At 53.4% G+C, this 25,446-nt stretch carries 22 protein-coding genes; 9 read left to right on the top strand and 13 right to left on the bottom strand.

Features of this window, described 5'->3' with window-relative positions; all coding sequences use genetic code 11:
• Positions 1 to 4 precede the first annotated feature (4 nt).
• From MED297_RS03150 to MED297_RS03125, 6 genes are all read right to left on the bottom strand, one after another.
• On the bottom strand, positions 5 to 781 hold the full coding sequence (locus MED297_RS03150; protein ID WP_008042306.1) for a TatD family hydrolase: 777 nt from the start codon (positions 779 to 781) through the stop codon (positions 5 to 7).
• Positions 768 to 1,388 (bottom strand): DUF2799 domain-containing protein, encoded by a 621-nt coding sequence (locus MED297_RS03145; RefSeq protein ID WP_040556411.1) that lies wholly within the window; start codon positions 1,386 to 1,388, stop codon positions 768 to 770. Before MED297_RS03145 ends, MED297_RS03150 begins: the two co-directional genes overlap by 14 nt.
• A gap of 80 nt (positions 1,389 to 1,468) precedes the next feature.
• Entirely contained in the window at positions 1,469 to 2,248 is a 780-nt protein-coding gene (locus MED297_RS03140) for a divergent polysaccharide deacetylase family protein (protein WP_008042303.1), read from the bottom strand.
• Positions 2,249 to 2,253: 5 nt separating this feature from the next.
• Complete coding sequence (locus tag MED297_RS03135; protein ID WP_040556593.1) at positions 2,254 to 3,552, bottom strand: S41 family peptidase; 1,299 nt, start codon at positions 3,550 to 3,552, stop codon at positions 2,254 to 2,256.
• A 42-nt stretch (positions 3,553 to 3,594) separates the two neighbouring features.
• On the bottom strand, positions 3,595 to 4,785 hold the full coding sequence (locus MED297_RS03130; RefSeq protein ID WP_161599266.1) for a murein hydrolase activator EnvC family protein: 1,191 nt from the start codon (positions 4,783 to 4,785) through the stop codon (positions 3,595 to 3,597).
• Complete coding sequence (locus MED297_RS03125) at positions 4,775 to 5,239, bottom strand: NUDIX hydrolase (RefSeq protein ID WP_008042300.1); 465 nt, start codon at positions 5,237 to 5,239, stop codon at positions 4,775 to 4,777. Before MED297_RS03125 ends, MED297_RS03130 begins: the two co-directional genes overlap by 11 nt.
• A 129-nt stretch (positions 5,240 to 5,368) precedes the next feature.
• On the opposite strand from MED297_RS03125, the gene MED297_RS03120 reads away from it, so the two are divergent.
• On the top strand, positions 5,369 to 5,722 hold the full coding sequence (locus tag MED297_RS03120) for a hypothetical protein (protein WP_008042299.1): 354 nt from the start codon (positions 5,369 to 5,371) through the stop codon (positions 5,720 to 5,722).
• Positions 5,723 to 5,940: 218 nt separating this feature from the next.
• Here MED297_RS03120 and gpmI read toward each other — a convergent pair whose 3' ends face one another.
• Complete coding sequence (gpmI, locus tag MED297_RS03115; protein WP_008042298.1) at positions 5,941 to 7,494, bottom strand: 2,3-bisphosphoglycerate-independent phosphoglycerate mutase; 1,554 nt, start codon at positions 7,492 to 7,494, stop codon at positions 5,941 to 5,943.
• A gap of 236 nt (positions 7,495 to 7,730) precedes the next feature.
• Between gpmI and MED297_RS03110 the strand changes: the two genes are divergently transcribed.
• The 4 genes from MED297_RS03110 (at position 7,731) to MED297_RS03095 (ending at position 11,736) form a co-directional block, all read left to right on the top strand.
• Positions 7,731 to 8,150, top strand: coding sequence for a rhodanese-like domain-containing protein (locus MED297_RS03110; RefSeq protein WP_008042285.1), 420 nt, complete (start codon positions 7,731 to 7,733; stop codon positions 8,148 to 8,150).
• Positions 8,151 to 8,157: 7 nt separating this feature from the next.
• Positions 8,158 to 8,418 carry a glutaredoxin 3 gene (gene grxC, locus MED297_RS03105; protein ID WP_008042283.1) on the top strand — a complete coding sequence of 87 codons (261 nt, stop codon included), beginning with the start codon at positions 8,158 to 8,160 and terminating at the stop codon, positions 8,416 to 8,418.
• 84 nt (positions 8,419 to 8,502) lie between these two features.
• Positions 8,503 to 8,952 (top strand): protein-export chaperone SecB, encoded by a 450-nt coding sequence (gene secB / locus MED297_RS03100; RefSeq protein WP_008042281.1) that lies wholly within the window; start codon positions 8,503 to 8,505, stop codon positions 8,950 to 8,952.
• 45 nt (positions 8,953 to 8,997) lie between these two features.
• On the top strand, positions 8,998 to 11,736 hold the full coding sequence (locus MED297_RS03095; RefSeq protein WP_008042278.1) for a PAS domain S-box protein: 2,739 nt from the start codon (positions 8,998 to 9,000) through the stop codon (positions 11,734 to 11,736).
• Here MED297_RS03095 and thiI read toward each other — a convergent pair.
• Positions 11,727 to 13,238, bottom strand: coding sequence for a tRNA uracil 4-sulfurtransferase ThiI (gene thiI / locus MED297_RS03090; RefSeq protein WP_237613405.1), 1,512 nt, complete (start codon positions 13,236 to 13,238; stop codon positions 11,727 to 11,729). The two genes, MED297_RS03095 and thiI, sit on opposite strands and share 10 nt — an antisense overlap.
• Before the next feature lie 334 nt (positions 13,239 to 13,572).
• Between thiI and glnA the strand changes: the two genes are divergently transcribed.
• Positions 13,573 to 14,979 (top strand): glutamate--ammonia ligase, encoded by a 1,407-nt coding sequence (gene glnA / locus MED297_RS03085; protein WP_008042275.1) that lies wholly within the window; start codon positions 13,573 to 13,575, stop codon positions 14,977 to 14,979.
• A 131-nt stretch (positions 14,980 to 15,110) separates the two neighbouring features.
• On the opposite strand, the gene MED297_RS03080 is transcribed toward glnA, so the two are convergent.
• From MED297_RS03080 to mrcB, 4 genes are read right to left on the bottom strand one after another with little or no spacing between them, the layout of a single operon-like run.
• On the bottom strand, positions 15,111 to 16,970 hold the full coding sequence (locus MED297_RS03080) for a TIGR00341 family protein (RefSeq protein WP_154650828.1): 1,860 nt from the start codon (positions 16,968 to 16,970) through the stop codon (positions 15,111 to 15,113).
• Between the two features lie 29 nt (positions 16,971 to 16,999).
• On the bottom strand, positions 17,000 to 17,485 hold the full coding sequence (locus tag MED297_RS03075; protein WP_008042269.1) for a 2-thiouracil desulfurase family protein: 486 nt from the start codon (positions 17,483 to 17,485) through the stop codon (positions 17,000 to 17,002).
• Positions 17,486 to 17,487: 2 nt separating this feature from the next.
• Positions 17,488 to 18,108 (bottom strand): tetratricopeptide repeat protein, encoded by a 621-nt coding sequence (locus tag MED297_RS21025; RefSeq protein ID WP_008042268.1) that lies wholly within the window; start codon positions 18,106 to 18,108, stop codon positions 17,488 to 17,490.
• Positions 18,084 to 20,459 carry a penicillin-binding protein 1B gene (gene mrcB, locus MED297_RS03065; protein WP_008042266.1) on the bottom strand — a complete coding sequence of 792 codons (2,376 nt, stop codon included), beginning with the start codon at positions 20,457 to 20,459 and terminating at the stop codon, positions 18,084 to 18,086. Before mrcB ends, MED297_RS21025 begins: the two co-directional genes overlap by 25 nt.
• Positions 20,460 to 20,564: 105 nt before the next feature.
• Between mrcB and MED297_RS03060 the strand changes: the two genes are divergently transcribed.
• Both MED297_RS03060 and MED297_RS03055 read left to right on the top strand, forming a co-directional pair.
• Positions 20,565 to 21,578 (top strand): adenosine kinase, encoded by a 1,014-nt coding sequence (locus tag MED297_RS03060; RefSeq protein ID WP_008042265.1) that lies wholly within the window; start codon positions 20,565 to 20,567, stop codon positions 21,576 to 21,578.
• A 90-nt stretch (positions 21,579 to 21,668) separates the two neighbouring features.
• Positions 21,669 to 22,172: a DUF4124 domain-containing protein gene (locus tag MED297_RS03055; RefSeq protein WP_008042264.1), complete on the top strand. Its 504-nt coding sequence runs from the start codon at positions 21,669 to 21,671 to the stop codon at positions 22,170 to 22,172.
• A 39-nt stretch (positions 22,173 to 22,211) separates the two neighbouring features.
• Here MED297_RS03055 and MED297_RS03050 read toward each other — a convergent pair whose 3' ends face one another.
• Positions 22,212 to 24,533: a DNA polymerase II gene (locus MED297_RS03050; RefSeq protein ID WP_008042263.1), complete on the bottom strand. Its 2,322-nt coding sequence runs from the start codon at positions 24,531 to 24,533 to the stop codon at positions 22,212 to 22,214.
• Between the two features lie 119 nt (positions 24,534 to 24,652).
• Here MED297_RS03050 and MED297_RS03045 point away from each other — a divergent pair, with 119 nt between their 5' ends.
• Positions 24,653 to 25,441: a Crp/Fnr family transcriptional regulator gene (locus MED297_RS03045; RefSeq protein ID WP_008042262.1), complete on the top strand. Its 789-nt coding sequence runs from the start codon at positions 24,653 to 24,655 to the stop codon at positions 25,439 to 25,441.
• The last annotated feature ends 5 nt before the right edge of the window (positions 25,442 to 25,446 follow it).

Genomic DNA, 25,446 nt, shown 5'->3' with positions numbered 1-25,446 from the left:
GAGATCAACCCCAGATGGTTCCAAAACATTGAAGACTATTAGCCGCTACTTGCTGCTGAAGCTCAGCTAATGACAGTGAACGCAGCTCAGCGACGCTCTCAGCAACCACCAACAAATCCAGGAGCGGATTGACCGCCTGCTTCTGGAGGGCCATAAACGGGGCGTCGGTCTCCAGCAGAATGCGCTCACCGGCCATGGAACGGACGGTGTCCTGCAGTTTGGTTGAGCGCATCAGTTGGGGCCCGATGCCAAGATAAAAACCCTGGTCAAGATATTGCTGAGCCAATGGATAGGAACCCGCGAAAGCATGGACAACGCCATAGACCGAGGGGTATTTTTTCAGTAACCGGATGATTTCCTGATGCGCTTTGACCGCATGGAGTATCACCGGCTTTCCGTACTCGGCCGCCAATGCCAGTTGAGACTCGAACACGGCCATTTGCAGTTCTGGCGTCGGTCGCGCTTTACCGCCACGATAGAAGTCCAGTCCGATTTCACCAATAACCGCGACCTCATCGTTGAGCAGTGCACTTCTGAGCGCCTCAATTTCGCGTTCAGGGTCTTGAACAAACCAGGGATGAGTCCCCAGTGCCACAGGACGCTGCGGTGACCGCATCGCCCGCAACTGAGGCCACTGTTCCGGATGGGTTCCCGGTATCAGGATTCGATCAATCCCTCCGGAAACGGCTTGAGACCAGGCGGTTTCCGGTTCGGGCAGATCATTCAGATGGCAATGGCTGTCGATCCAACCATCGCCTTTATTGCCTTCAATAGTAGGCATACTTCTCTTCAAGTACCCGAAGCTTGGCTTCAGCCTGGGCAATATCAACCACCAGCTGTTTATTGCGCTGCTCAAGCGAGCCCAGCTCTTCCTGCATGCGACCAATTCGATCGTAGATGTTGCGCTTGTCCTCTTCACTGGTTTCGGCTGAAAACAGCGCCTGTTCGGCGGCGGCTATGTCATCCTGCAATCGACTAATCTGAGACTCGTTTCGGTTTTGCTCGGAGCGCAACTCACGGATGCTGGACTGTACCGCATAGATCTCACGACCGGCATCGTAGGCATCCAGGAACTCACCTTCCAGGGATGGTGGGCAAATACCTGTGTATTGATAGCCCCGGGTTCCCTGATCAAAGCCATTTCGCGGTGTACAGAAACGAATAACGCCTTCGGAATGACCGTCCTGATAAGAACGAAAATCCGGTGAGATGCCATGCTTGGCGCAGGCTTCACGATGGGAGGCAATTCGGGTATCAGAATAGCCACGAGCGCCGTCCTCATATCCAATCTGATACCAGTCGGCGGTCAGGCATTCTTCTTTGTTCAGGGTCGCACAACCGGACAGAACCAGCGCACCGATCAGAATTACACCCCAGGTCCTCAGCATGTTCATCTCCTCTGATGAAGGTCAGTAAAGTATTAGTAAGGTAACGCCATGACGCTGAACCGAATCTGAACGAGCAGCGCTTAGATCCCTTCGGGGATATTCTGCGTCCGACGAGACGTCATGACAGGATAGTTGAGAACGTGCGAGAGCGGAACCGAGAATGCGGTGTCCTGAGTCATTTCCCGGCGATTTTGAAAAAACGCGAGTGTTTCCGGATAAGGGTGAGCGATGACGGTAACGGTCTGACCCTGGTCGACCTGCGCCAGCGCCAGACGCCACTGACTGGCAATAAACGCTTCTGTCTGATAGTGATCCAGAAAAACCTGACGCGAACTCCACGGTATAAAGTGGTTTTGCGCAACCTGCCAGGCAATGGAACTGGCAATGGTTTTCGAATCAAAGAAGTACAGGTTCTGTCTCTTAAGTTCCTGCATGATCCATCCCATGGCCTCGCCGTCTTGCGTCAAGCGGCTGCCCATGTGATTGGACAGGCCCACCGCGTACGGCACGCTATCAATGGCGTCGCGCAGGTTTTTGAGCAGCGACTCCGGTCCTTTTTCACGGGTCAGCCCCATTGGCCCAAGCGGAAAATCCGTCAGATTCGCCATCGGGGCATGAATAATGACTTCCTTTCCCAAGGAATGAGCGTACTCCGCCAGCTCCCGTGTGTAGGGCCGACCGGGCATAATCGCCACCGTCGTCACACTCGGCAACGCTATGGCATCCAACCCCAGACGATACTGATTACCCAGGTCGTCCATAACTAACACCAGCCGACCGGACGCCAGCGCATCTGACGTCCCGATCAACAAGATGAAAGCCAACCCAGCCCGCGACAGCCGGCACAATGCAAGGATCATCTGACTTAGTTACGCTGTCCCAGAATCGCAATGCCTTTGAGCACGGTTATGGCCTGGTAAAGCTGATAGTCATTTTCGGCCAGATTCTCGGTTTCGGCCGCGCTGTCCTGATCACCCTCGTCAGCCTCTCCGTTCGGGTTTTCCAACGCCCCCGCCAGATCCGCTTCTTTATAGAAGGCATCGGAGTCATTCTGAGTCAGCGAACCCTGCTTTACCACGATATCCGGTACGATACCCTGAGCCTGAATAGATCGACCACTCGGGGTGTAGTAGCGAGCCGTCGTCAGCTTCAGCGCATGACTCTGATCGAGCGGTAAAATAGTCTGGACTGACCCCTTACCGAAAGACTGGGTACCAATGATCAGACCGCGTTTATGGTCTTGGATCGCGCCAGCCACAATTTCTGAAGCCGAAGCGGAACCGCCGTTAATCAACACCACCAGGTTCACATCCCGGCTTGGGTTACGATTACGCGCCGTAAACCGGCTTTCCGAGTTCGCCAAACGGCCTTCGGTATAGACAATCAGGCCTTCACTGATTAACGCATCCACCACATCGACAGAGGCCTGCAAAACACCGCCAGGGTTGTTGCGCAGATCGAGCACAATGCCTTTCAACTCTGTCTCAGCTTCATCGTGCAGGCTTTCCAAAGCCTCTTCAAAATCACGACCGGTACGCTCCTGGAACTGAGAAATCCGGATATAGCCATAATCCGGCTCCAGCATCCGCGATCGGACACTGGTCACCTTAATGACGTCCCGGGTAATTTCGATTTTCAGAGGACCACTCTCGCCTTCACGCAATACCGTCAACACCAGCGACGTACCGGGCTCGCCACGCATCAGCGTGACCGCATCGTTAATCGTCATCCCTTTGACTGGCGTATCATCAATCTGTGTGATGAGATCGCCCGACTGCATACCGGCGCGCAGGGCTGGGGTGTCATCGATGGGCGCAACGACGCGCACAAAACCGGTCTCATCCATCGTAATTTCAATGCCGAGGCCACCGAACTCACCCGAAGTACTTTCTCTGAGTTCCTGAAAATCTTCCGGCGTGAGGTAATCCGAATGCGGGTCCAGGCTGGTCAGCATACCTTCGATGGCAGCTTCCAGCAGGTCCTCATCGGTTACGTCCTCAACATAGGACTGCTTGATCCGCTCCAGAACCTGCGACATCAACCGGACTTCATCCACCGGCAACTGAATTTCATTGTCGGCACGAACACCAGAGGTCATCCCCACGGCAATACCGATCACCAGGGCCGTCGTTGCCGCTAAAAACGGATTTCGAATCAATCTCATAAGTGTTCCTTTCCAGTTCTTCTGTTCAATTGAGGTCATGTTTTACCTGTTCTGTAGCCAGTTTGCCGGATTCTGAGGCTCTCCGTCGAGCCGGACTTCAAAGTATAGTCCGCTTTCGTTGTAGCCACCGGACCGGCCCACCTGCGCAATGGTATCGCCAGGCTCTACCCAGCTGCCGACATCTCGCAACAAAGCCTGATTCCGGCCATACAGGGTCCAGACGCCATCACCGTGATCAATGATGATCAGCAGACCATTTGATTTGAAAAAGTCCGCAAAGATAATCCGGCCACCATGAACCGCCCGCACCGGTTCCCCTTCATCAGCAGCCAACAACCACCCCTGCCAGGTTAACCCGGACTGATTAATGGCTCGACCATAGCGATTCATCAAGCGTCCATCAACCGGCCAGGGCAGGCTGCCGCGGGCCTCTTCGACCGGCTCAGCGCCGGCAAAATTGAGATCACGTGACGCCAGTTGGGCTTCAAGTTCTGTGATCAGTTCGGTGACCCGCTCACGCTCGGAGACCATCCGGGCAATTTCATCGTCTGTCTGTTCAGCCTGCGCCTGAAGATTAGCGACTACCTGAGCACGACGGTTCTTTTGCTGTTCAAGATCCGCCTGCTGCGCCACCAGCTGTTGTTCCTGGTCTTCCAGTTGTTGCAATGAACGCTCTCGAGCGTCCTTCACTTCGGCTAACCGAGACTGTTCGGCCACCCACTGTTCAATTTGTTTCTGTTGCTCCCGGGTCAGCACCGACAGATAGTACAGATGCCTGGATAACTCTTCGGGACGCTCACCGGAAAGCAGGAGTTTAATGAGCGGCTGATTCTTTTGCTTGTAAGCAAGGCGTAAAAGCGCGGCAATGTCGTCCGCCTTTTCAAGAAGTCGACGTTCCAGATCTGCCGATTCCGCAGCCAACTGCTCCAACGCTTGGTTCAGTTCGGCCATTCGGTTACGAGTTTCGTTCAAAGATTGGGTCAGCCGGCCAATGGAAGTTTCAGTTTCCGCCAGTGCCCGCCGCTGGGCATCGGTTTCGACCTGAAACTGTTTCAGTTCAGCCTGCAGGGACTGCAATGAAGCATTGATTTGCTCGAGCCGCGCTTGAGACTCGGTAAGGTCATCAGCAAAGACCGCTGAGACAGCCAGCGACAAGCCTAAAGCCAAAGCGATGCCTTTAAGCGTTAGGAAACAAGATATGAAAGCATGAGCCAGGATAGGTTTACGATCCACAGGGTATCCGCAACCAGGATGGCGCTGAGCGCTCAACAAACAATCGCCAGACGTGTTCATAGAGCTGTCTTTGCCCGTGAAAAGGTACGCGTTCCAGCGCTTGTGAAAACGCACACCAGGTAAAATCTGTGTGTTCATCGTTCAGGACAACATTGGCATCCCCAGCCACAAACACCACAAAAACCGGCATCACCAGAATCCGGTTCTGTTCGACCTGATAAAACTGCTCGAGATACTCGGCATTGTAGAGTCGCTCTGGTCGTAACCCGGTTTCTTCATAGAGTTCACGAAGCACAGCCTGCACCGCCGTTTCCCCCGCATGAACGCCGCCTCCAACATGACTCCAAAAACCACCATCCGCCTCGCACCGTTTTAACAACAGTATCTGAGTCTGGCCCTTATCCAATGACCGAAGCACAACACAGCTCGCCGCATCGGGACAAAGTGGGATCATAAGAACGTTTCCTGGGTAATAATGCCGATCTCTTATTCTGACACAGGCAGACGATCAGGTGAATGAATAACGAATGGCACGCTACCTGCACCCTTTAGTATGGAGTCATAACAAGAACAGGCATAACCCATGACATTTACCAAAGCCATGATCGACCTTGCCAAAGAAATCCGCCGCCGTGCCCCTTCGGAGCTGAAACCAACCCTGAAGATGGCCAATCCGGATCTGTTTGACGAGCTCGGCAAATTGTTTCATAAGACCGACGACGCCGTTATGAAGGCGTTGATCCGTGAAATCTGTGAACTTGCCGGCGACCCCTGGATCGACGTCTTGACCGATGAAGACAGTCAGGGGCAAGCCTCAGTCAGGCAATATCGAGGCATAACATTGTTTGAAAAAATGACGTCTGAATCCAGCGCTCACCATCAAAAATCGGAAGCGACCCCTAAACGAATTTACCGTGGCCGGGTGGTCAGTTCCTGAACAACTCAATATTTTTCGCCCCACAACAGTGCACATAGGCCAGCAGGGATGCTGTCTGTGCAAACCGCCTGAAAACCCTCACTCTCTGTTTTAGCTCCCATTCGGCTCCGCCGACCGTCACTCCGCTATTCCTTGCAAACACAATATCGATTGGAATCTGACTGGCACAAAAAAGCCGGACACTGTGATCCGGCTTTTTCCGCAGTAACGTGATCGTTTTATGACGATTTCTGAATGAGACTGCTGCCCGTCATTTCGGCCGGCTTGTCAATGTTCAGAATGGACAGCAGCGTCGGCGCGATATCAGCCAGGGCCCCATCTTTCAGCTGAGCCGAAGCATTCTCTTTACTGACATAAACCAGTGGCACCGGGAATGTGGTATGGCTGGTAACGGCACCACCGGTTTCCGGATCCACCATCAGCTCCACATTACCGTGGTCCGCCGTGATCAGAACTTCAGCATCCACTTCAAGTGCCGCGTCCGTCACCTTGCCGATGGCCTCATCCAAGGCCTCGACGGCTTTCACAGCCGCGTCAAAATCACCGGTATGACCCACCATGTCACCATTAGCATAGTTGCAGATGATCAGATCGTACTTTTTATCACGAATCGCCTGAGTCAGCTTCTCAGTGACTTCCGGTGCGCTCATTTCAGGCTGAAGATCATAGGTTGCCACTTTAGGTGACGGCACCAAAATCCGATCTTCGCCATCAAACTCGGCTTCCTGACCACCGCTGAAGAAGAACGTAACGTGGGCATACTTTTCAGTTTCAGCAATACGCAACTGCTTGCCACCACGAGCGGAAATCACTTCACCCAGAGTGTTTTGCAGGTTTTCAGGTGGGTAAGCTACCGCACATGGAATATCGGCCGCGTACTCAGTCAAACTGACAAAGCCCGCCAAGTCAGGAGAGACTGAGCGGTCTAAATCTGACTGCAGATCTTTGTCGACAAAGGCCCGCGTCAGCTCCCGAGCACGGTCCGGGCGGAAGTTCATGAAGACAACGGCATCGCCATCCTGAATGGTCACAGGCTGAGTGCTTTCGGCACGAATAGAAGCCGCCGGGCAGAACTCGTCATCTTTATCTTGATCATAGGCGGCGTGCAGCGCATCTAAAGGCGTGGCCGCAACGATATCCGCCGTACCTTTGGTCAGCAGGTCATAGGCAACCTGCACCCGCTCCCAGCGATTATCACGGTCCATCGCGTAGTAACGGCCGACCAGAGAGACAATACCGCCAACGCCCAGCTTTTCCAGTTTCGCTTCCAGTTTCTCAATCGAATCGGCGGCGCTGCGCGGAGGCGTATCTCGACCATCAAGGAAGCCATGAACATAGACTTTATCGGCGTTGCGTTTGACCGCCAGGTCGACCATGGCGTGCAGGTGATCTTCATGCGAGTGGACACCACCCGGGCTCAGCAGGCCCAGAATATGAACCGCTTTGCCACCGGCAACGGCTTTATCCACCGCACTGACGATCTGTTCGTTTTCAAAGAAGTCACCATCAGATATGGCTTTGGTTACTCGGGTCAGCGACTGATAAACCGTCCGACCCGCGCCAAGGTTCATGTGTCCGACTTCGGAGTTCCCCATCTGCCCATCCGGCAGCCCCACAGCCATACCTGAGGTTTGGATCAATGTGTGGGGGTAATCAGACCACAGCCGATCCCAAACCGGTGAGTTGGCTTTTTCAATCGCATTGGACTTGGATGTTTCACTGTAACCGAACCCATCTAAGATGAGCAGAATTGCGGGTTTACCCTGCGCCATGTGACAACCTCATTCAAAAATGTAGGAAAATTACAAACCTAGTGTACGGATTTATACGCACATTTCGAGTTTTTAGTCTGACACGGCTGCGGAATCCTTGTTTTTTTCCTGCTTTTATTGATTTGAAACCGCCAGGTTTCCTGGCAGGGGTCAATGTCATACAGAATGCATTCACCCCATAATTCAGGTTGTGTATACTGCCGCCTCAATTTTATTTGTCTGCTAGAGATCGATCGATGTTAGAGCAATTGTTAGAGTTTGTGTTGAACCATTGGATACTCAGCCTGATCTGGGTCACCCTGCTGATCCTGTTGATCCGTTCCGAGGGTTCACGAGGTGGTAAAGCCATCTCACCAACTGAGGTCACCCTGCTGATCAATAAAGAAGATGCCAAGGTCATCGATATCCGGTCAAAAGAAGATTTCCGCAATGGTCACCTGCCGAACGCGATTAACATTCCTTCCAGAGATGTCCAGAAACGCCTCTCTGAAATTGAAGCCTATAAAGATCAACCGATCATTCTGATCTGCAAAACCGGTACAACAGCCGGTGCAACAGGATCTGTCCTTGCCAAAGCCGGCTTTACCAAACTGAACAAGCTTCGGGGCGGCATCATGGAATGGCAAGGCGCGAACCTGCCGCTGGTCAAGGGCTGATGGCACTATGAGCGCAGATATCCGCATGTACTCTTCCCAATGGTGCCCATTTTGCATTCAGGCAAAGCGCCTTTTAGAGTCCAAGCAGGTTTCTTTTAAGGAAATCATTGTTGATGGCGATCCGACATTGCGCGCTCAGATGATGCAGGAAAGCGGACGCCATACTGTTCCTCAAATCTGGATAAACGGGGAACACATTGGCGGTTGTGATGAGCTGTACACGCTGGAACGCAATCAAAAGCTGGATTCCTTGCTGACAGAGGCCTGACCGACCAACGCACTGAACCATAACACCTGACGCTGGCGGAGAAAGGAATGCCGGCGCTATAAAAACACAAACGATGGAGTCACCATGACTGAACAACAACAACCCCAATTCGGCATTCAGCGTATTTTCACCAAAGATGTCTCATTTGAAAGCCCGAACGCGCCAGACATTTTCCGCAAGGAGTGGAAGCCTCAGGTGAAACTGGATCTTAATACGGCTACTCGCGTTCTGGACAATGATGCGTTCGAAGTGGTACTGACTCTGACCGTATCGGCCAAAATTGAAGATCAGACGGCTTTTCTGTGCGAAGTTCAGCAAGGCGGCATTTTCAGCGTGTCTGGTTTCCCGCAGGAGACCCGTGATCAGATGCTCGGAGCCTACTGCCCGAACATCCTTTTCCCATACGCGCGTGAAGCCATCGACACGGCGGTTGTCAAAGGCAGCTTCCCTGCCCTGATGCTGGCACCCGTCAATTTCGATGCCCTGTACATGCAGAATAAAAAGGCCGCCGAAGAAGCGCAGACGGCAAACTGATAGTCATTCGGCAGCCCGTTGGGCTGCCATACAACGAGACAACTGATGGTCGCGGATCTGAATCATCCGGCTTTCGCCGCAGCTTTTCTGAACAGTGACGACAAAGCACTGCTTTGCGACACCAGCGGCCGTATCATCGGTATCAGCGACGCATTGCTGGAAACCTGCTCTGGACTGACGGATCGTGTTGTTGGTCAAACGCTTCACATCACCTCAAGCGCTTACAACCGGGAACAACAGTGGCATATCGGTTTGTCATCGATGCATCGGCCAACACAAATCCGCGGCGAGGCATCGTTTGACGACGGCATCAGCCTCAATCCATTGAACCTGATTACCATCTATCCGTTGACGATCCAGCGCCAGCTGACGGGTTACCGAATCGTTTTCGAATCAACCGCCAGCTTCGAACGCTCCTTGCCCCCATCCGCCTGGCATCAGTTATTTGATAACAACCAGATTGGCATCGGTTTGTTTGATGAAACGTTCAGGGTTTTAAGTTCAAACTCAACGTTCGCACAGTTAACCGCTATTCAGAGCGACGAGTCGGTAAAAATCCACGAAATCATCAGCGTTGAGGGCAGTTTCCAGAACTGGCTGCTTCGATCTCGATCACTCAGTGCCGAAGCGCAATTGATACGCAATCCGGATCAACCGGCACACATCGCAGTTACATCGATTGAGCATTTTGGACAGCAGCTTTTCTGGGTCGGTATTAATCCACTCGATAAGGCTCTGCAACAGGGATCGGGCCATCTCAACCAACGCTTTAATGAAAACACCAATGGTGTTGCCCTGGTCTCAGCTGACGGACGATTTGTGGATGCCAACCGTCAGTTTGCTGAATTGCTGAAGCGCAGTCGCGATGACATCATCGGGCAACCCTTCACTCGCTTCAACGCTCCGGGCAGCTACGAGCTGTCAAAAGACGATGCACAGCAATTTGTTCAGTCCGGTTTCAGCCTACCTTTCGAAAAGCAACTCGTCCGGGGCGATGGGCAAATCGTCGATGTTCAGGTGCAGCTGGTATCAGATACCGATGCCGATGGTCAGTACGCCGGCGCCTGGAACTTTATCCAACCCATAAAGCCCGACAGTCGGGACGCCATTAACCGCGAACGTTACTTACAACGCTTTTTGACGGACAATCAGGATCCGATCGTCCTGACCGACCTTAATAACCGGGTTCTGATGGTAAACCCCGCTTTGGGCGAGCTGCTGCAAGCCGAGCCGGAAGCCCTGATTGGCACTGACTTCCATCAGTTTGTTCGCCGCGAGGACGCCCAGCTGGAACAACGCCTGCATCGCCCGATGTTATTGAAGCAGGGTCATACCGATCTGTATGAACAGCGAATAACCCGCACTGATCTCCCGGATGTACCGGTATCGGTTCGTCGCTGCCTGATCAGGAACCACCGCGGCCAACCCGAAGCCATCTGGACGATCATGCGGGATGCGTCCGTGCAACATAAGCTGATCAGCTCCCTGGCCAATGCCGAGCGACGTTTCCGATCCCTGTTCAGCAACAGCATTGACGCCATTGCCTTCTGGACGCAGACGGATGAACTGCGCTACGCCAATCGTGCTTATCTTGATCTGGTCGGTTACAGCCAGGAAGAGCTCCGTCATCTGACGTACCATGACTTCACCCCTCCCGGGTGGGAAGAAGCCGACAGACTTATGGCCGAACAGATCGCCACACGGGGCTACACCGATATCTTTGAAAAAGAAGTGCTGAGAAAAGACGGCAGCCTGGTCCCGATCACTTTGCGAGCCAGCTCTGTCCGCGGCGAGACAGGGAACATCACCGGCAGCTGGGTCATTATCCGGGACATCTCAGAGCTGAAGGAAACGCTGCGACGCCTGCAACACAGTGAAAACATGCTGCAACAAACCAGTCGCATGTCCAGAGTTGGTGGATGGGAGCTGAACGTCAAAGACATGCTGTTCACACTGACAGAAGAAACCTTTCAGCTGCTGTCCATCCCCCGCTCTTTTCATACGTCCGTGCGAAACATCGCCAAACTCTTCGATGTCAACTCTGAAGAGGAAGCCATACGACGGGTACAGAGGGTCTACAAAACCGGCAGCTCTGAAACCATTGAGATGAAGCTGGCAGGTTTTTCACCCGAGCGCTGGGTTCGCGTTTCCGCCCAGCTTGGTTTCGAAGACCAGGGCACACCTTATGTTTACGGTGCCATTCAGGACATCAGTGAGTTTATTAAACAGCAGCGTTCGTTAGAGTCTGCCCGCGACACCTATCAACAGCTGGCGTTCCACGATCCATTGACGAAGCTGCCCAATCGATTGTTGATGAAAGACCGGTTCCAGCAGATTTCCGGTCAGGCCAGACGAGACAACAATCAAGTCGCCCTGATGGTCATCGACCTGGACGATTTCAAGGATATTAATGACCGTCACGGCCATCCGGCGGGCGATGCCTTACTCATTGACATTGCCCAACGATTGCAGGGCACCATTCGGGCCAGTGATACCGTGGCACGACTGGGTGGCGATGAGTTCATCATCATCGCGATGATTGCCGAGCCATCACAAGCCCACAAGTTGGCCGAGAAAATCGGAGACAGCATCAACCGCCCGTTCACATGGAAAAAGCACACCCTGCAATCGGCCTGCAGCGTCGGTATTGCCTTAATGACGAGCGAAGAGGATACCTTTGAAAACCTCTATGCTCGTGCAGATCAGGCCCTGTATACCGTCAAGTCCGGCGAAAAGGGAACGTTCCAGATTAATCTGTCCGATCCGGAATCGAGTCAATCCTGAGGCTGTCGATAAACACCAACATTCCGGAAGCCGGCATCGGCCAGATGCAGCGCATGCATTTTACTCATTACCCCTTTGTCGCAGTACAGCAGATATTGGCGGGACTGATCCAGCTCACCAAACTTCCGGTTCAGACTGTAAAACGGCAACTGAATGACCTCGTGTCCGGGCGCATCAAACGGCGCTGATTCGGTCTCGTGGGGGTGGCGCACATCGATGATCACAGCATGAGCCTGATCGAGAGACTGATTCAGCGCCTGCTCCATATCGATGGTCGGCTCCCATACCATGCGATCAATCGACTCAACTTTAGCCTGCTCCAAGGCTGCAGTCAGCACAGTCATGTCAAACGCGGACTCCGCCGCTTCGAGATCGTGTCGCTTGCAGGCCGCATTCGGTTTTCTGGAAATCACACCGCAGTATTCCGGGATGCGCTCCACAAAGCTGGCTGCACCAATTTGGCGCGCGATAGTGACAATGTCATGCTTATCGGTGACCGCCAGGGGTCGAATCACCAACCGATCCGCCACATCATCAATCAAGCGCTGATTCATCATCGTCTGACTGGACACCTGCGACAGAGCTTCACCAGTAACATAAGAGTCGAGCTTCAACCGATCACTGACCTGGTTGGCGGCGCGCATCATCATCCGTTTCAGAACAACACCCATGTAGCGATCTTCGACCGACTCAAGGATATTTTCTACAACGCCTTCAAAAGGTACTGAGACAAACTGAACTTTGTGCGAACTGCCGTATTTTTTCCAGAGATAGTAGATTACCTCTTTAACACCGTTCTCATGCGCCGCACCGCCCAGATTAAAAAACAGGAAATGGGTTTTAACACCGCGGCGAATCATCTGATAGGCCGCGACCGTGGAATCAAAGCCGCCACTGACCAGCGTCAGCGTACTGTCGGCGGAGCCCAGTGGAAAGCCTCCGAGTCCCGGCCGGCGTCGGTCGATGACAAACAGGCGATTGTGTTTAATCTCCAACCGAATGGTCACATCAGGCTGATGCAGGTCGACGCCCTTGGCGTCGGTGAGCTTATTCAAACCGCCGCCAACATACCGTTCAGCCTCAACCGATGTAAAATCGTGCTGCCCGGTACGCTTTACCCGGACAACGAAAGTTTTTCCCTGCAGCGCCTCGCCCCAGACTTCGCGGGTATTTTCAACGATATCGTCAAAGTCCCCGAGCGGAAACTCCCGAACACGATTCACATGTGCAATGCCCGGTATACATTCCAACGCACCGTACACATCATCATTGACCGAGTCAGAAGCACCGTCTCGCGTCCAGACCTCAATGGCATCCCACTGGTTCCGGATCCGCACATCATCGCTGATTTTTAACAACACGTTTCGGATATTCTGTGTCAGCTGCTTAACCAACAGCTTGCGAACCGGACGCGTTTTTATGGTAATTTCGGGGAAGAGTTTGACGATAAATTTCATACGGCTGAGGGCTGGTTCCAGAAAAGCGCGAGAGTATACCACCATGTTGTGCTCAGGTTTACCGGTCTCAAGGTTGTCTTTTAACCAGCTTTCCCACCGTCCTGTTCCGCCGTGGAATGCTTGCCGGATCAGTACGCACCAAAACAGCGCACTTAGTTGGTGCAGCAATTCCTAAAATGACCCATAATGACGCACGCACAGCTGTACACTTGTTACCCTCTGCGTCTGAAAGCCGCGTTGCTCAAGGGCTTAGTCTTGTGGCATATCACTTGCATTGCGATGCACACTGTTAGTGCTTTCAATGAAAGAGTCTGCTCTTTCGGCAGCCACGAATGAATCGCTCGGCCACCGGGCGCAAAATAACCAATGGAGATGTCAAATGTCATCAAATACGCTTTCGCTGATTAAAGATAACGAAGCCCGCTGGATTGATCTGCGCTTTACCGATACTAAGGGTAAAGAGCAGCACGTAACCATTCCGGCCTCTGAAGTCGATGAAGACTTCTTCCAAGACGGAAAAATGTTCGATGGTTCCTCCATTGAAGGCTGGAAAGGCATTAACGAGTCCGACATGATCCTGATGCCAGACGATTCTGCTTCCGTTCTGGATCCGTTCACTGAAGACGCGACTGTAATTGTTCGCTGTAACATTGTTGAGCCATCTACTGGTGAAGGCTACAACCGTGACCCTCGTTCTGTTGCGATCCGTGCTGAAGAGTATCTGAAGTCTACCGGACTGGGTGATTCTGCGATGTTCGGTCCAGAACCAGAGTTCTTCGTATTTGATGACATCAAGTGGGGCGCGGATATGTCTGGCGCTTTCTACAAGATCGATTCTGAAGAAGCGGCCTGGTCTTCTGAGAAAGTATACGAAGACGGCAACCTCGGTCACCGTCCTGGTGTGAAAGGCGGTTACTTCCCAGTACCTCCAGTCGACAGTCTGCATGAAATCCGTGCACAAATGTGTGACGCAATGGAAGCCATGGGTCTGGAAATTGAAGTACACCACCACGAAGTGGGTACCGCTGGTCAGTGTGAAATCGGTGTTGGTGCCAACACACTGACGAAGAAAGCTGACGAAGTTCAGATCCTGAAGTACTGTGTCCACAACGTTGCACACGCGTATGGCAAAACAGCCACGTTCATGCCTAAGCCAATCGTTGGTGACAACGGTTCTGGTATGCACGTTCACATGTCTTTCTCCAAAGACGGTGTTAACCAGTTTGCTGGTGACGACTACGCAGGCCTGTCTGAAACCGCTCTGTTCTACGTTGGCGGTATCATCAAGCACGCTCGTGCACTGAACGCATTCGCGAACGCGTCGACCAACTCATATAAGCGTCTGGTTCCTGGCTTCGAAGCTCCGGTCATGCTGGCTTATTCAGCCCGTAACCGTTCCGCTTCTATCCGTATCCCATACGTGAACAGCCCGAAAGGCAAGCGCATCGAAGTTCGCTTCGGTGACCCATCAGCCAACCCATACCTGATGTTCTCTGCTTACCTGATGGCTGGCCTGGACGGTGTTCTGAACAAGATCCACCCTGGCGATGCAGCGGACAAAGACCTGTATGACCTGCCAAAAGAAGAAGCCGACAGCTACCCAACCGTTGCGACTTCGCTGAAAGAAGCTCTGGATGCCCTGAGTGCAGACCGTGAGTTCCTGAAAGCCGGTGGCGTGTTCGACGATGACGTCATTGACGCCTACATCGAGCTGAAGATGGAAGAAGTCACTCGACTGAACATGACGACTCACCCTGTTGAGTTCGACATGTACTACTCGATCTAAAAGACTGTAAAAAACAGCAACAGATCAAAAGAGTCAAAATCGAAACCCCGCATTGCGCGGGGTTTTTTTATGACTCAGAACCCTTAAGTTAGCTGACAAAAATGCATATCCATTCAATAAAAACCCAGGGGTCAATATTGATCAATCCAGGTCACTTCGAGTAACACCGGTTGTGACAAGCGATCTTCCAATGCTTGTTTCAGTGCTTGAATTCGAACGGAATCGGCATTGTCGCGACGTACAATATCCAAACGAATCTGTACGGGTTGACCGGAACTCAGAACCCGCACCGATCGAACGTCGAGCGACGGTGAGCTGACCTGTTGGAACAGATCAACAATGGCGGCTTCCCTAGCAAGCTGCTGAAAGCTGAAAGCCAAAGGTATGCTGACCAGCAGCACCGCGATCGCAGAGGTCATCAAACCTTTACGAGCCCGGGCGAAGGGTGCAAAGCCGAGCAACAGAAACGTCAGTGACGCTGCGAAGACAATGCCCGCCAGGTTGGTAATGAACAACAACAGGGCTCCCAAGGCGACATCAGCCGAAAACCAACCCAGACCAATGCCAGAGACTGCCAAAGGCGGCACCAAAGCGACGGCAATCGCCACGCCTGCCAGGCTTTTTGCAGCTTCCGAACGGGCATGGGCGTATGCGCCAGCAATACCAGACAGAATCGCGACGCCTAAATCCAGCAATGTTGGACGCAGCCGAGCGCTGATCTCTGACGTTTCCAGCGTTAACGGCAGCAGGAAACTTAACACCATGGACACACCCAGTGCGACCAGCACACCAATCAGGACGGTCTGGGCACTGCTTTTCATCAACTGAAAATCTTGCCGCGTTAACCCCATCGCCAATGAAACAATCGGGGCCATTAACGGTGCCAAGATCATCGCGCCAATAATTACGGGCGCTGAGTCCGCATAAAGACCGAACCCGGCCAACAATACTGAAAGAATCATAAACACCACGTAACCGCTCGTGATGCGCGCGTTGTCGCGAAGCGTCTGATACAGCTCTCTGAAGTCCTCTGCCGAAGCATGCCGGATCAACGGCAAAGGTTTGGCCGTCAGCGCCGTCACGGTCTCAGCACTGGAGGGGAGCGCCTGTACTCGCCAGGAAGAGCGACCGGCCATCTGACAGTGTTCCCAGCCAGAGGCTTCCGGAACTGCCAGGCGCACGGCTCCCTTTAGGACAGTTAAGTCAAGCACACTGGCCTGATGAACCTGTTCATCCACCGAATAGCGAAACGATCTCAAGGCATGAACACGTAGCCCGGCTACCCGAAGAATGCCAAGAAACCCGGTTTGCTGACTGGCACTGCGCATCGATTCCGCCACTACAGCACGCAACATCTGCATAATGCTCAGCGGAGCCACCAACAGCGCGTAAAACAGTCCGTCATTGGCCGAGTGATCGGGGAGAATGCTACGCGATAAACTGGAACTCTCAGCATGAGCCATCAGGCTGATTCCGAGAACAGCCGTCTTAAGTTTCTGGTCCTGAGATCCCTCAACCGTCAGCGCGAGCGGCTGATATTGCGGTAATCGGCGCAACTGCGCCCAGGCTATTTTCAGTCGTTGCCAGAGTGAATGCGCATGCCCACCCGGCTGGTAAGTAAAGGCACGACCAACGACGACTTTGTTCAGCACCAGCTCATCGTTTGCCTGCAACAGATCAACATCAAGCGTCTCCAGAGATTCTGTGGACCCAGACCATTGTGACGGGCATCGATTCAGCCCTAACCCTCTGAAGCTGTGGGTAGCGTCCGGGTGACGCAACAGGTGAAGTCTGGGTTTACGATCCAGGCTGGCCTTCAGAACTCCTCGCAGGTCCGTATCTGAAAGCCACAACACCCAGTCGTCATAAGAACTGAGCCATTCTTGTTGAGATGGCCATCTGACGATGCTGATATAACAGCCGTCCGCAATCAGCGATTGGATTTTCCGGGTATCCTCGACGGCATCCGAAATGATCAAACAAGTCGTCACATTCCTCTCCCTGGCCTGTGTTGTTGAAATCAGTCTTTCAGCTGCTCGGCCAACGCGACGATCTGCGCCTGATTAAACACCTGTATCCCATTTTGTTTGAGCAACGCAGCGGTCGCACCCGCGCCCGGTATTAACGCTCCACTGAAGGTGCCATCGTAGATTTGCTCATTACCACAGGAGGGCGACCGAGCCGCCAGCAGCGCAAATCGACAGCCGTACTTCTGCGCCGTCGCCAGAGCCTGTTCTGCACCGACAAGAAACTCACGGGTGACGTCGCGCCCATGGATGTCAACAATCGATGCTTGCTGACTCAGCACATCTTCGCCATTGCCACCCTGGATCTCCGACGGTGGCCGAGGTATCGGTAAGCCACCACTGACTTCCGGACACACCGGCACGAGCCTGCCTTCCTCTTTCCAGCGCTGTAACCAGTCATTGCTGACACTGTTGTCCGCGCCATCATAACGAACACGATCGCCCAACAGGCAGGCACTCACGAGAATCTTAGCGGTCATCGTTACTCTGCCGCCATCCAACGTCGCATCTCAGTACGGGCTTCCGTCGCACCGGATACATTGCCCATTGCTGATCGGCATTGAGCAATCACTTCCCAAAGTGAGGCTTTGTATTTCGGGGTTTCGTCGGTTAACGACAGCCCTTTCAGGGCAATCTGCTCGGCTTCAGAAAAACGCTGTTGACCCAGACGAACAGTGGCTAACTGGTGGTAGATATCCACTTTTTCCGCGTCAATTCTTAACGCACGTTCAAGAATCAACTCGGCTTCCGCCCATCGCCCTTCCGCCTGCAACTGCAACGCCTGCTGCTGTAGACGGGTGACGACCCGCTCCGGCGAGGGTGCGGGTTCTTCCGGTTCAGAGGCCGTAACGGTATCAGGTTGGTCGGATGTGTCAGCTGTTGTCTCGGAAGACATCACGTCAGCCTGCGACTCGACTACAGGAATGGCATCGCTTGCCTGCCCTCCATCTTCTGGTGCATCCGGGACCTCAATCTGCTCCGGCTCGTTTGCCTGACGTCTGGCATCCTGAGCAGCCACCGGCTCGTTCAGCGGAATTGTTTGACAGCCCGCGAGTATCAGGACCGCCGATACGGCCATCAGCCGAACAGTTTTTGCCACCATGTCTCTTTCTCAGTATCCGGTTGTTTCACATCTGACTGACAGCTTAAGCTGCGAGCCGGTTCGGTGCCAGCTTTGAAAGGCAAACCGCGAGCACCGTCACACCAGTCCGGGACTGCAGCACCGGCATCATTAACGAGGACCGTCGTCACGTTAACGGGTCGGCCACGACGCTCCTGAAGCGGTTTAAGCTGATCCATGACATTAATCCAGATTGGTAACGCGCCGCTGGAACCGGTTAATGGCGTTGGCTGATTGTCATCACGACCGACCCAGACTACGAGCTGACGATCCCCGGTAAAGCCCGCAAACCAGGCATCCCGGTTATCGTCCGTTGTACCGGTCTTACCCGCAACCCACCAGTCTGACGGTAATGAGCGGGATATTCTTGCCGCCGTACCATTCAAAGTGGTTTCATGGAGCGCGGCCTGCAACAGATAAATATCGGCAGGCTCGAAGCGCTGACTGACATTCAGATCAAACCGCTGAATCACACCCTGCTCTGGATGAGACACCGCCCGAATCATGTTCAGCGGCGTATAAAAACCGTTGCCGGCAATGGTCTGATACATCTGCGCAATCTGCATCGGTGACATGCTGTGCGCACCGAGCATGACCGATGGTACTGGCGGAATATCGCCATCAACACCGAGCCGATCAATGACATCAAATACCTTAGCCAAGCCTATTTCCATACCTAAGCGGGCGGTTGCCTGGTTATAGGATTTGGCCAGTGCATCCACCAGAATAGGCTGGCCGTGGCTTTGTTTGTCGTAATTATTGGGCGACCAGATGGTGCCGTCACCGGCTTGAACCTGTACCGGTTCATCACTGACCGGACTGGCCAGACTTTTTCCCGACTCAATGGCGGCCAGATAGACCGCCGGTTTCATCAAGGAACCGACCTGACGGCGCGCATCCGCCGCTCGGTTAAAGCCAGACTGCTTTGGCTCCCGGTCCCCCACGACGGCCAGAATGTCACCCGTCGATGGCCGCGTCAGGATGGCCGCGCCCTGCAAAGCGCCGGTGTCTATCCGATATCCGGCTTCCGCCGCTTCAACGCCAGACGCCAGTTGCGTCTCAAGCACAGCCTGAGCAACAGGGTCCAGAGTGGTAAACACCGACAGGCCTTCGGCCATCAGATCGTCTTTACGATAGTCCCGGGACAACTGATCCCTTAAGCTGGCCATAAATGCCGGGAATCTTGCCTGACCTGGTGTTTTGGAAACGTCCAGCGGCGCAGACTGGGCTCGCTGGTATTCATCCGCCGTGATCAGCCCCTGTTCGTGCCAGACGGATAACACCAGATTTCGCCGCTTCAGGGCCCGCTCCGGGTTACGACGTGGATTGTAGTAGGAAGGTCCTTTAATCAGCCCGACCAACATGGCCTGCTGGTGAAGGGATAAGCCCTCCAGAGTACTGCCGAAGAAAAACTGCGCGCCCAGACCAAAACCATTGATCGAACGGGCACCCTGCTGACCGACATACACTTCGTTCATATAAGTTTCGAGAATGTCGTTCTTGCTGTAATGGAACTCCAGGATCAACGACATCAGCGCTTCGTTGATTTTTCGGGTCAGGGTTTTTTCCGGTGACAGATACAGGTTTTTAACCAACTGATTCGTCAGCGTGCTGCCACCTTGAGTCGCAGAGCCGTTAGTCAGGTTGACCACTAACGCACGCAGGATGCCACGTATGGACACGCCGTGGTGGCTGAAAAAGCGATCATCTTCCACCAGCAGCAGTCCGAGTACCATCCGCTGTGGGACCTCGTCCAGGCGATATAGAACCCTGTCTTCGGTGACACCCGGGTATATTTGCCCCAGATACAGTGGATCCAGACGTGTTAACAGAACCGGTTGGCCCTGACGATTGGTCAACGTGCGAATCGCCGTATCATCAAAGGTCATACGCAGTCGCTGGGCCGGCTCAACGCCATCCCAGAACCGAAAGCCTCGGGTATAGACCTCAATAGTGCGCGTACCGACGGCATAACGCCCGGCTTGCACCGGATCACTGACCCGGCGGTAACCCAGCTGATCAAGCAGACGAATCATGTCCGTTTGTCGAATGGGCGCGCCCGCATACAGCTCCTGCGCTTCGCTGTAGACTCGTGCCGGAATGCTGAAGCGCCGACCTTCAAAGCCTTCGCGAACCTGCGCATTCAGATAAACCATCCAAAACGCTAAAAGAGTGACGCAAATCATGCTTAGCTGAAGCGTCAGGCGCAGAATTTTGCGGCGTCGATTGGATGTATCGCCCCGTTTGGTGTTCGGTTTACGCGTTCGTTTGGGTGTGCTCGTCGCGGCTTTGCGCGTCGACGATCGTTTTTTGGAAGTTGTCTTATTTGCCATAAGCGGCGCATTATAAAGAGGAACCGCAGAGAAGTCTCAAGGAGAGACTATTAACAGCGGTGAAAATTTCATTACAATGCGCGCTTTTTCACAAAAGGCCTGATCATGGGTAAGTTGGATATCTACGCGTTTGGACACGCGCTGGTGGATGAAGAGTATGCCGTCAGCGAATCCTTCCTGCAGACCCTTGGCATCGCGAAAAGCCATCGAACCCTGATCGACTTTCAACGTTCGCAAACACTGCGCCAATCGGCCACCGAGCGTGGCAAACTGAACCTCCGATCCGGCGGCGGCAGCGGTGCCAACACCATTGCCACTGCGGCGTTGCTCGGCGCTCAGTGTCATTTTTCCTGCTTGCTCGGGGATGACGAAGACGGGCGTTTTTATCAGCAACAGCTCGTCGAGTCGGGCATTGCCACTGATCACAATGCAAAAACCAATGACGGACACACCGGTGTCTGTCTGGTCATGTTAACGCCCGATGCCGCCCGAACGATGAACACCTATGTCGGTATTACCGATTACATCGGCCCGGAACATCTGAATCTCGACGCCCTGCAAGCCGCCGAATGGGTTTACATCGAAGGACATCTGCTCATTGCCGAGCCTGGTTATCAGGCTGCTCTGAAAGCCCGCGACGAAGCACGTCGGCTCGGCAAAAAGATCGCCGTCAATTTCTGTGACCCGGCGGTCGCCCGTCTTTGTCGCGAGCGCATGACCCACTTGCTGGATGAACCCGTCGACCTGGTGTTCTGCAATGAAGAAGAAGCCGAAATCTGGGCTTACAGCGACGATCTGTCACTCCAGAAAGAAACCCTGAACAAATTGGCGCATCAATGGGTCATTACGCTGGGCGAGGACGGAGCCCTCGCTTACGATGGCCACACCGAAACCCCTGTTCCAGCCCATCGGGTAACGGCGATCAGTACATTGGGAGCCGGAGATACTTTCGCCGGTGCCTTCATGTATGGCGTCACCCAAAATTACAGCTTCGCCGATGCGGGGGCGTTGGCCAGTTTGGCGTCCGCTCACCTCGTGCAGCAATCCGGTCCCCGGCTCAGTGCCCTTCAGTTGCAACAGATACTGGAAACGCACCAACAGCAGCGCGAGGCGCTTTAATTCACAAAAACAACACATCAGGGTTAAACTAACGGCTTGTCCCGGCTACTATGCCGGTATCTAGAAGATTTCGCTTTAAGGAAAGCTGTCATGCTGCAACGTTTTTTGTGCCTGTTGATACTGCTGACACCTCTGTCGGTTCTGGCCGCCGGTAAAATTTATACCTGGACCGACGACGATGGCAATGTCTATTACGGAGATCGGCCGCCCACTGAAATCGAGGCCGAAGAAATCACCATTCAGGGCAAGAAACGCGAACCGGTCACCGTCGACGAGTCAGTACTGCCCGGCCAATGGTTCGGCACCGATGAGCGCGGTGGTGAAGTGAAAATGACGCTGAATGAAAATGGCACCGTCACCTTCATCCATACCCGGTCAGACCAGAGTGTCTATAACTATCAGGGCATTTGGACTTATGAAGACAACAGCATTACCGTCATCACAGAGTTCAGTCAGACCGCCCCGGCAAACGGTAATTTCAAACGCAGCGTAGAGCCTGTGCAGCTGACTTACTTTATTGTTCGCTTTAGTAGCGACACCATGGAGCTGGTCATCGAAGACGACCGATTCACGCTGGCGCCGGTGAACCTGTAGGCCCTATTCACACCTGTTGAGCGTAGGGGCGAAATTAAGTCAGAAAAGACTCATCTGGTCGTCCACCACCGCTTGAAAATCATCATCGAAGAAGAACAGCAAGGCGTCCGCAATGGGAGCCAGCTGTTTTTCAATATAATGGGTGTAATCCAGCGGCGCAGACACATAAGGCAATGGCTGCCAACCCTGTACCGTCTTCACATACTCAATGGTCCGTCCAAACCAGTTTGGATTGTGTTGTTTTTTCAGTCGTGCCGCCTGAACATGCGGTGGCGCCTGTTTCTCATACTGATCAATTTGCCGGCGCAAGCGTCGGCGATAGACCAGCTCGGCATCTAGCTCACCGGCATGTAGTTGTTGCACAGTTGAACGGATCACCTGCCGGTAATCCTCTTCCTGAAACACGCATCGATAAAGCCGATGCTGAAACGCCTTCGCCATGGGAGTCCAATCGGAGCGTACCGCCTCCAGACCTTTAAAAACGAGACGAGGCTCTCCATCACCTTCAATCCACCCAGCGTATCGCTTCTTTGAGCCTTTGTCGGTGCCACGAATGGTAGGCATCACAAATCGGCTGTAATGAGTCTCAAACTCCATCTCCAGCTGACTGGCCAGACCATAGGATTCCTGCAGCAACGACCGCCACCACTCGTTTAACTGATCTGCCAGCTCCCGACCCAGTCGCTTGGGTTCCGCATGGTTGCGAGCGTGAATAAACAGGGAGTCGGTATCTCCGTATATAACGGGGTAGCCCTGCGATTCGATAAACTCGCTGCTGCGCTGAAGAATGTCGTGCCCTCTCATGGTAATCGAGCTGGCCAGCCTCGGATCAAAAAACCGGCAAAGCGGGCTGCCCAACACCCCATAAAACGAGTTCATAATAATTTTAATGGCCTGAGACATGGGTGCATTCTGCTCGCGCTTGGCTTGGTCACGGGCAGCCCAGAGCTGATCGATCAACCCGGGCAGAATATGTCGGGTCCGATGAAACCGGGCGCCCAGAAATCCGGGGATAGATTCCGCTTCATCGGCATTCAAGCCTTCTAACAAGCCCATTGGGTCAATTAAAAAGGTCCGGATGATTGACGGATACAGACTTTTAAAGTCCAGCACGATGACATCTCGGTAAATACCGGGAGTACTGTCCATGACATGCCCACCCGGACTGGAAGACTGCAACGTCTGTTCACCAACGCTGCTTGCTACATAGCCATAACGATGCAACCGGGGCATGTAAACGGTATTGAACGCGGCCGATGAACCGCCGACACGATCCATCGGGAGGCCGGTGAGATGAGACCGCTCAATCAAAAAATGCCAGAGCCCGGCGACGTCAAACAAATCGAGTACCAGCTGTGCATCTTCCGCGTTGTAGTGCGCAAACGCCTGCAAATCTTCACGATACAACCGTTCAATTTCACCTACCCGATCATCACTGTGTTCGATTCGCTTACCGCGATTTAGCAGTGAGCGTGAGACCGTCTCCAGTGAATAGTCTTCAAATGCCCAGGCAGCCGAGCGAAAAGCGCCCGGACCATCGACCACCTGCCGTCCTTCCAGCTCTAGAGCATAACGTCCGGGCTGACCGCCCATCTCACGCCAGAGCGGCACGGCTCGTTGACGTCCGACTTCAAACGCCAGCCCAACCTGATCGCAATGCTCCTGAAGAATGCGCAAATCAAAATCGATCACATTCCAACCAACGATACAGTCCGGATCGTAGGCCTGAATCCTGGCGATCGCCTCAGCCAGACAATCGCGAACCGTACTGAACAACCGAACGTCTACGCCATCGTCGGTGATGAAATCAGCCCCGTCGTTGACCACCAGCACCTGCTGTTGATCATCAAAGGCTAAAGCGATGCTGTAAAGTGCCGGCAATTGGCCGGGAATGTACCAATCGGTTTCGATATCCAGAGACAGGACGCGCAGCTCAGGTTCCGATGAAGCCGGCCGGAAACGCCCCTCCTGCTCGGACAAACTACCAAACAGGAACCGTTCCATCAGGAAACGATTGGCAGGCATGACATCGTCTTCCCACACTTTAAGACCCTGATCCTGTCCGGTATGAACCCAGCGTCGCTGTTGTCGAACAGAATGGGTATAGACAGGCAACACCTGGTCGCCCAGCAGCGAGGTGAATGTCCGCTCCCCCACTCGAACACTGATACCGAGCCGTCGCCACAGCCCCTGCCACTGCTTAAGATGCCGTTGAGCGACAAAACAACTGCTCGATTGCTCGGGAATGACCCGGCAACGGCGCTCACCCTCACTGTCAATCAACCAGAAACGCAGCTCAATCCCCGCTTCCGAGTCAGTCCAGTGGCGAGACAGAATAAAGCTTGGCGGTGATGACTTCACAGATTTCCCAAAAACAGTAGAACTTGATGGATAATATCACTAATCTGAGCACCGAAAGGACCATCAGGTGAAATCAGTCCTGATCCGGTTCAGACCAGAAATAACCACAGGATGCCAACATGTTGCTTCTCGGTGAACGACCGACGCACGTCGATCAACTCACAGACCGACTAAAAAAACTGTCGCAAAAGTTGTTTGAGGGATTACCCGGCGGGGAGCGGGTCACTTTGCCGGTAACAGCCGATCTTTACAGTTTGGAATCCACTGAACACCTGTTTATCGTGCAACAGGGCAACATTTCAGCCGTTTGCGAGGGTCGAAGCTGCCTCTACTTTGAATCCGGCGATCTGATTGGACTGACGCAATGCTATCAGCTGCCGTCCTTCCAGATTTCGATTGATGATGACACAGAAGTCATTCAATACGACGCCGATCAGATTCTGAGATTTGTCAACGAGACCAAAGAACGCCAAGCTATCTGGACCAGCTATCTGATTACCCAGCTGAGCCTGTTTCAGGATGCGTTCGGGCGGCAGCAGGTAACAAAAATCCAACCTCAGACCGGTTTTCTCAACTTTGCAACCGGTCAAAATATTATTGAACAAGGCGACACAGCAACCGAAGTCTTTACGATTTTGACCGGGACCGCTGACGTCTTTGTTGACGGCACAAAGGTCGGAGAAATCAGCCAGGATGAAATTTTTGGTGCCATGGCCGTATTTACCGGAGAAACGCGATCTGCAACAGTAACGGCTTCGTCACCCTGTACCGTCCTCGCGGTGCCCAAAGAAGAGTTCATCACACTGATCCAATCTCACCCTCAAACGACCATGACGCTGATTGAAAACATGGCCCGCCGCATCGGCATGATGAACAGTCAATTAACTCAACAGGCTGATAAAGGCTAACACCC

This window comes from Reinekea blandensis MED297 (genome assembly GCF_000153185.1).
Lineage (GTDB): Bacteria > Pseudomonadota > Gammaproteobacteria > Pseudomonadales > Natronospirillaceae > Reinekea > Reinekea blandensis.
This window is presented reverse-complemented; position numbering and strand designations above follow the sequence as displayed.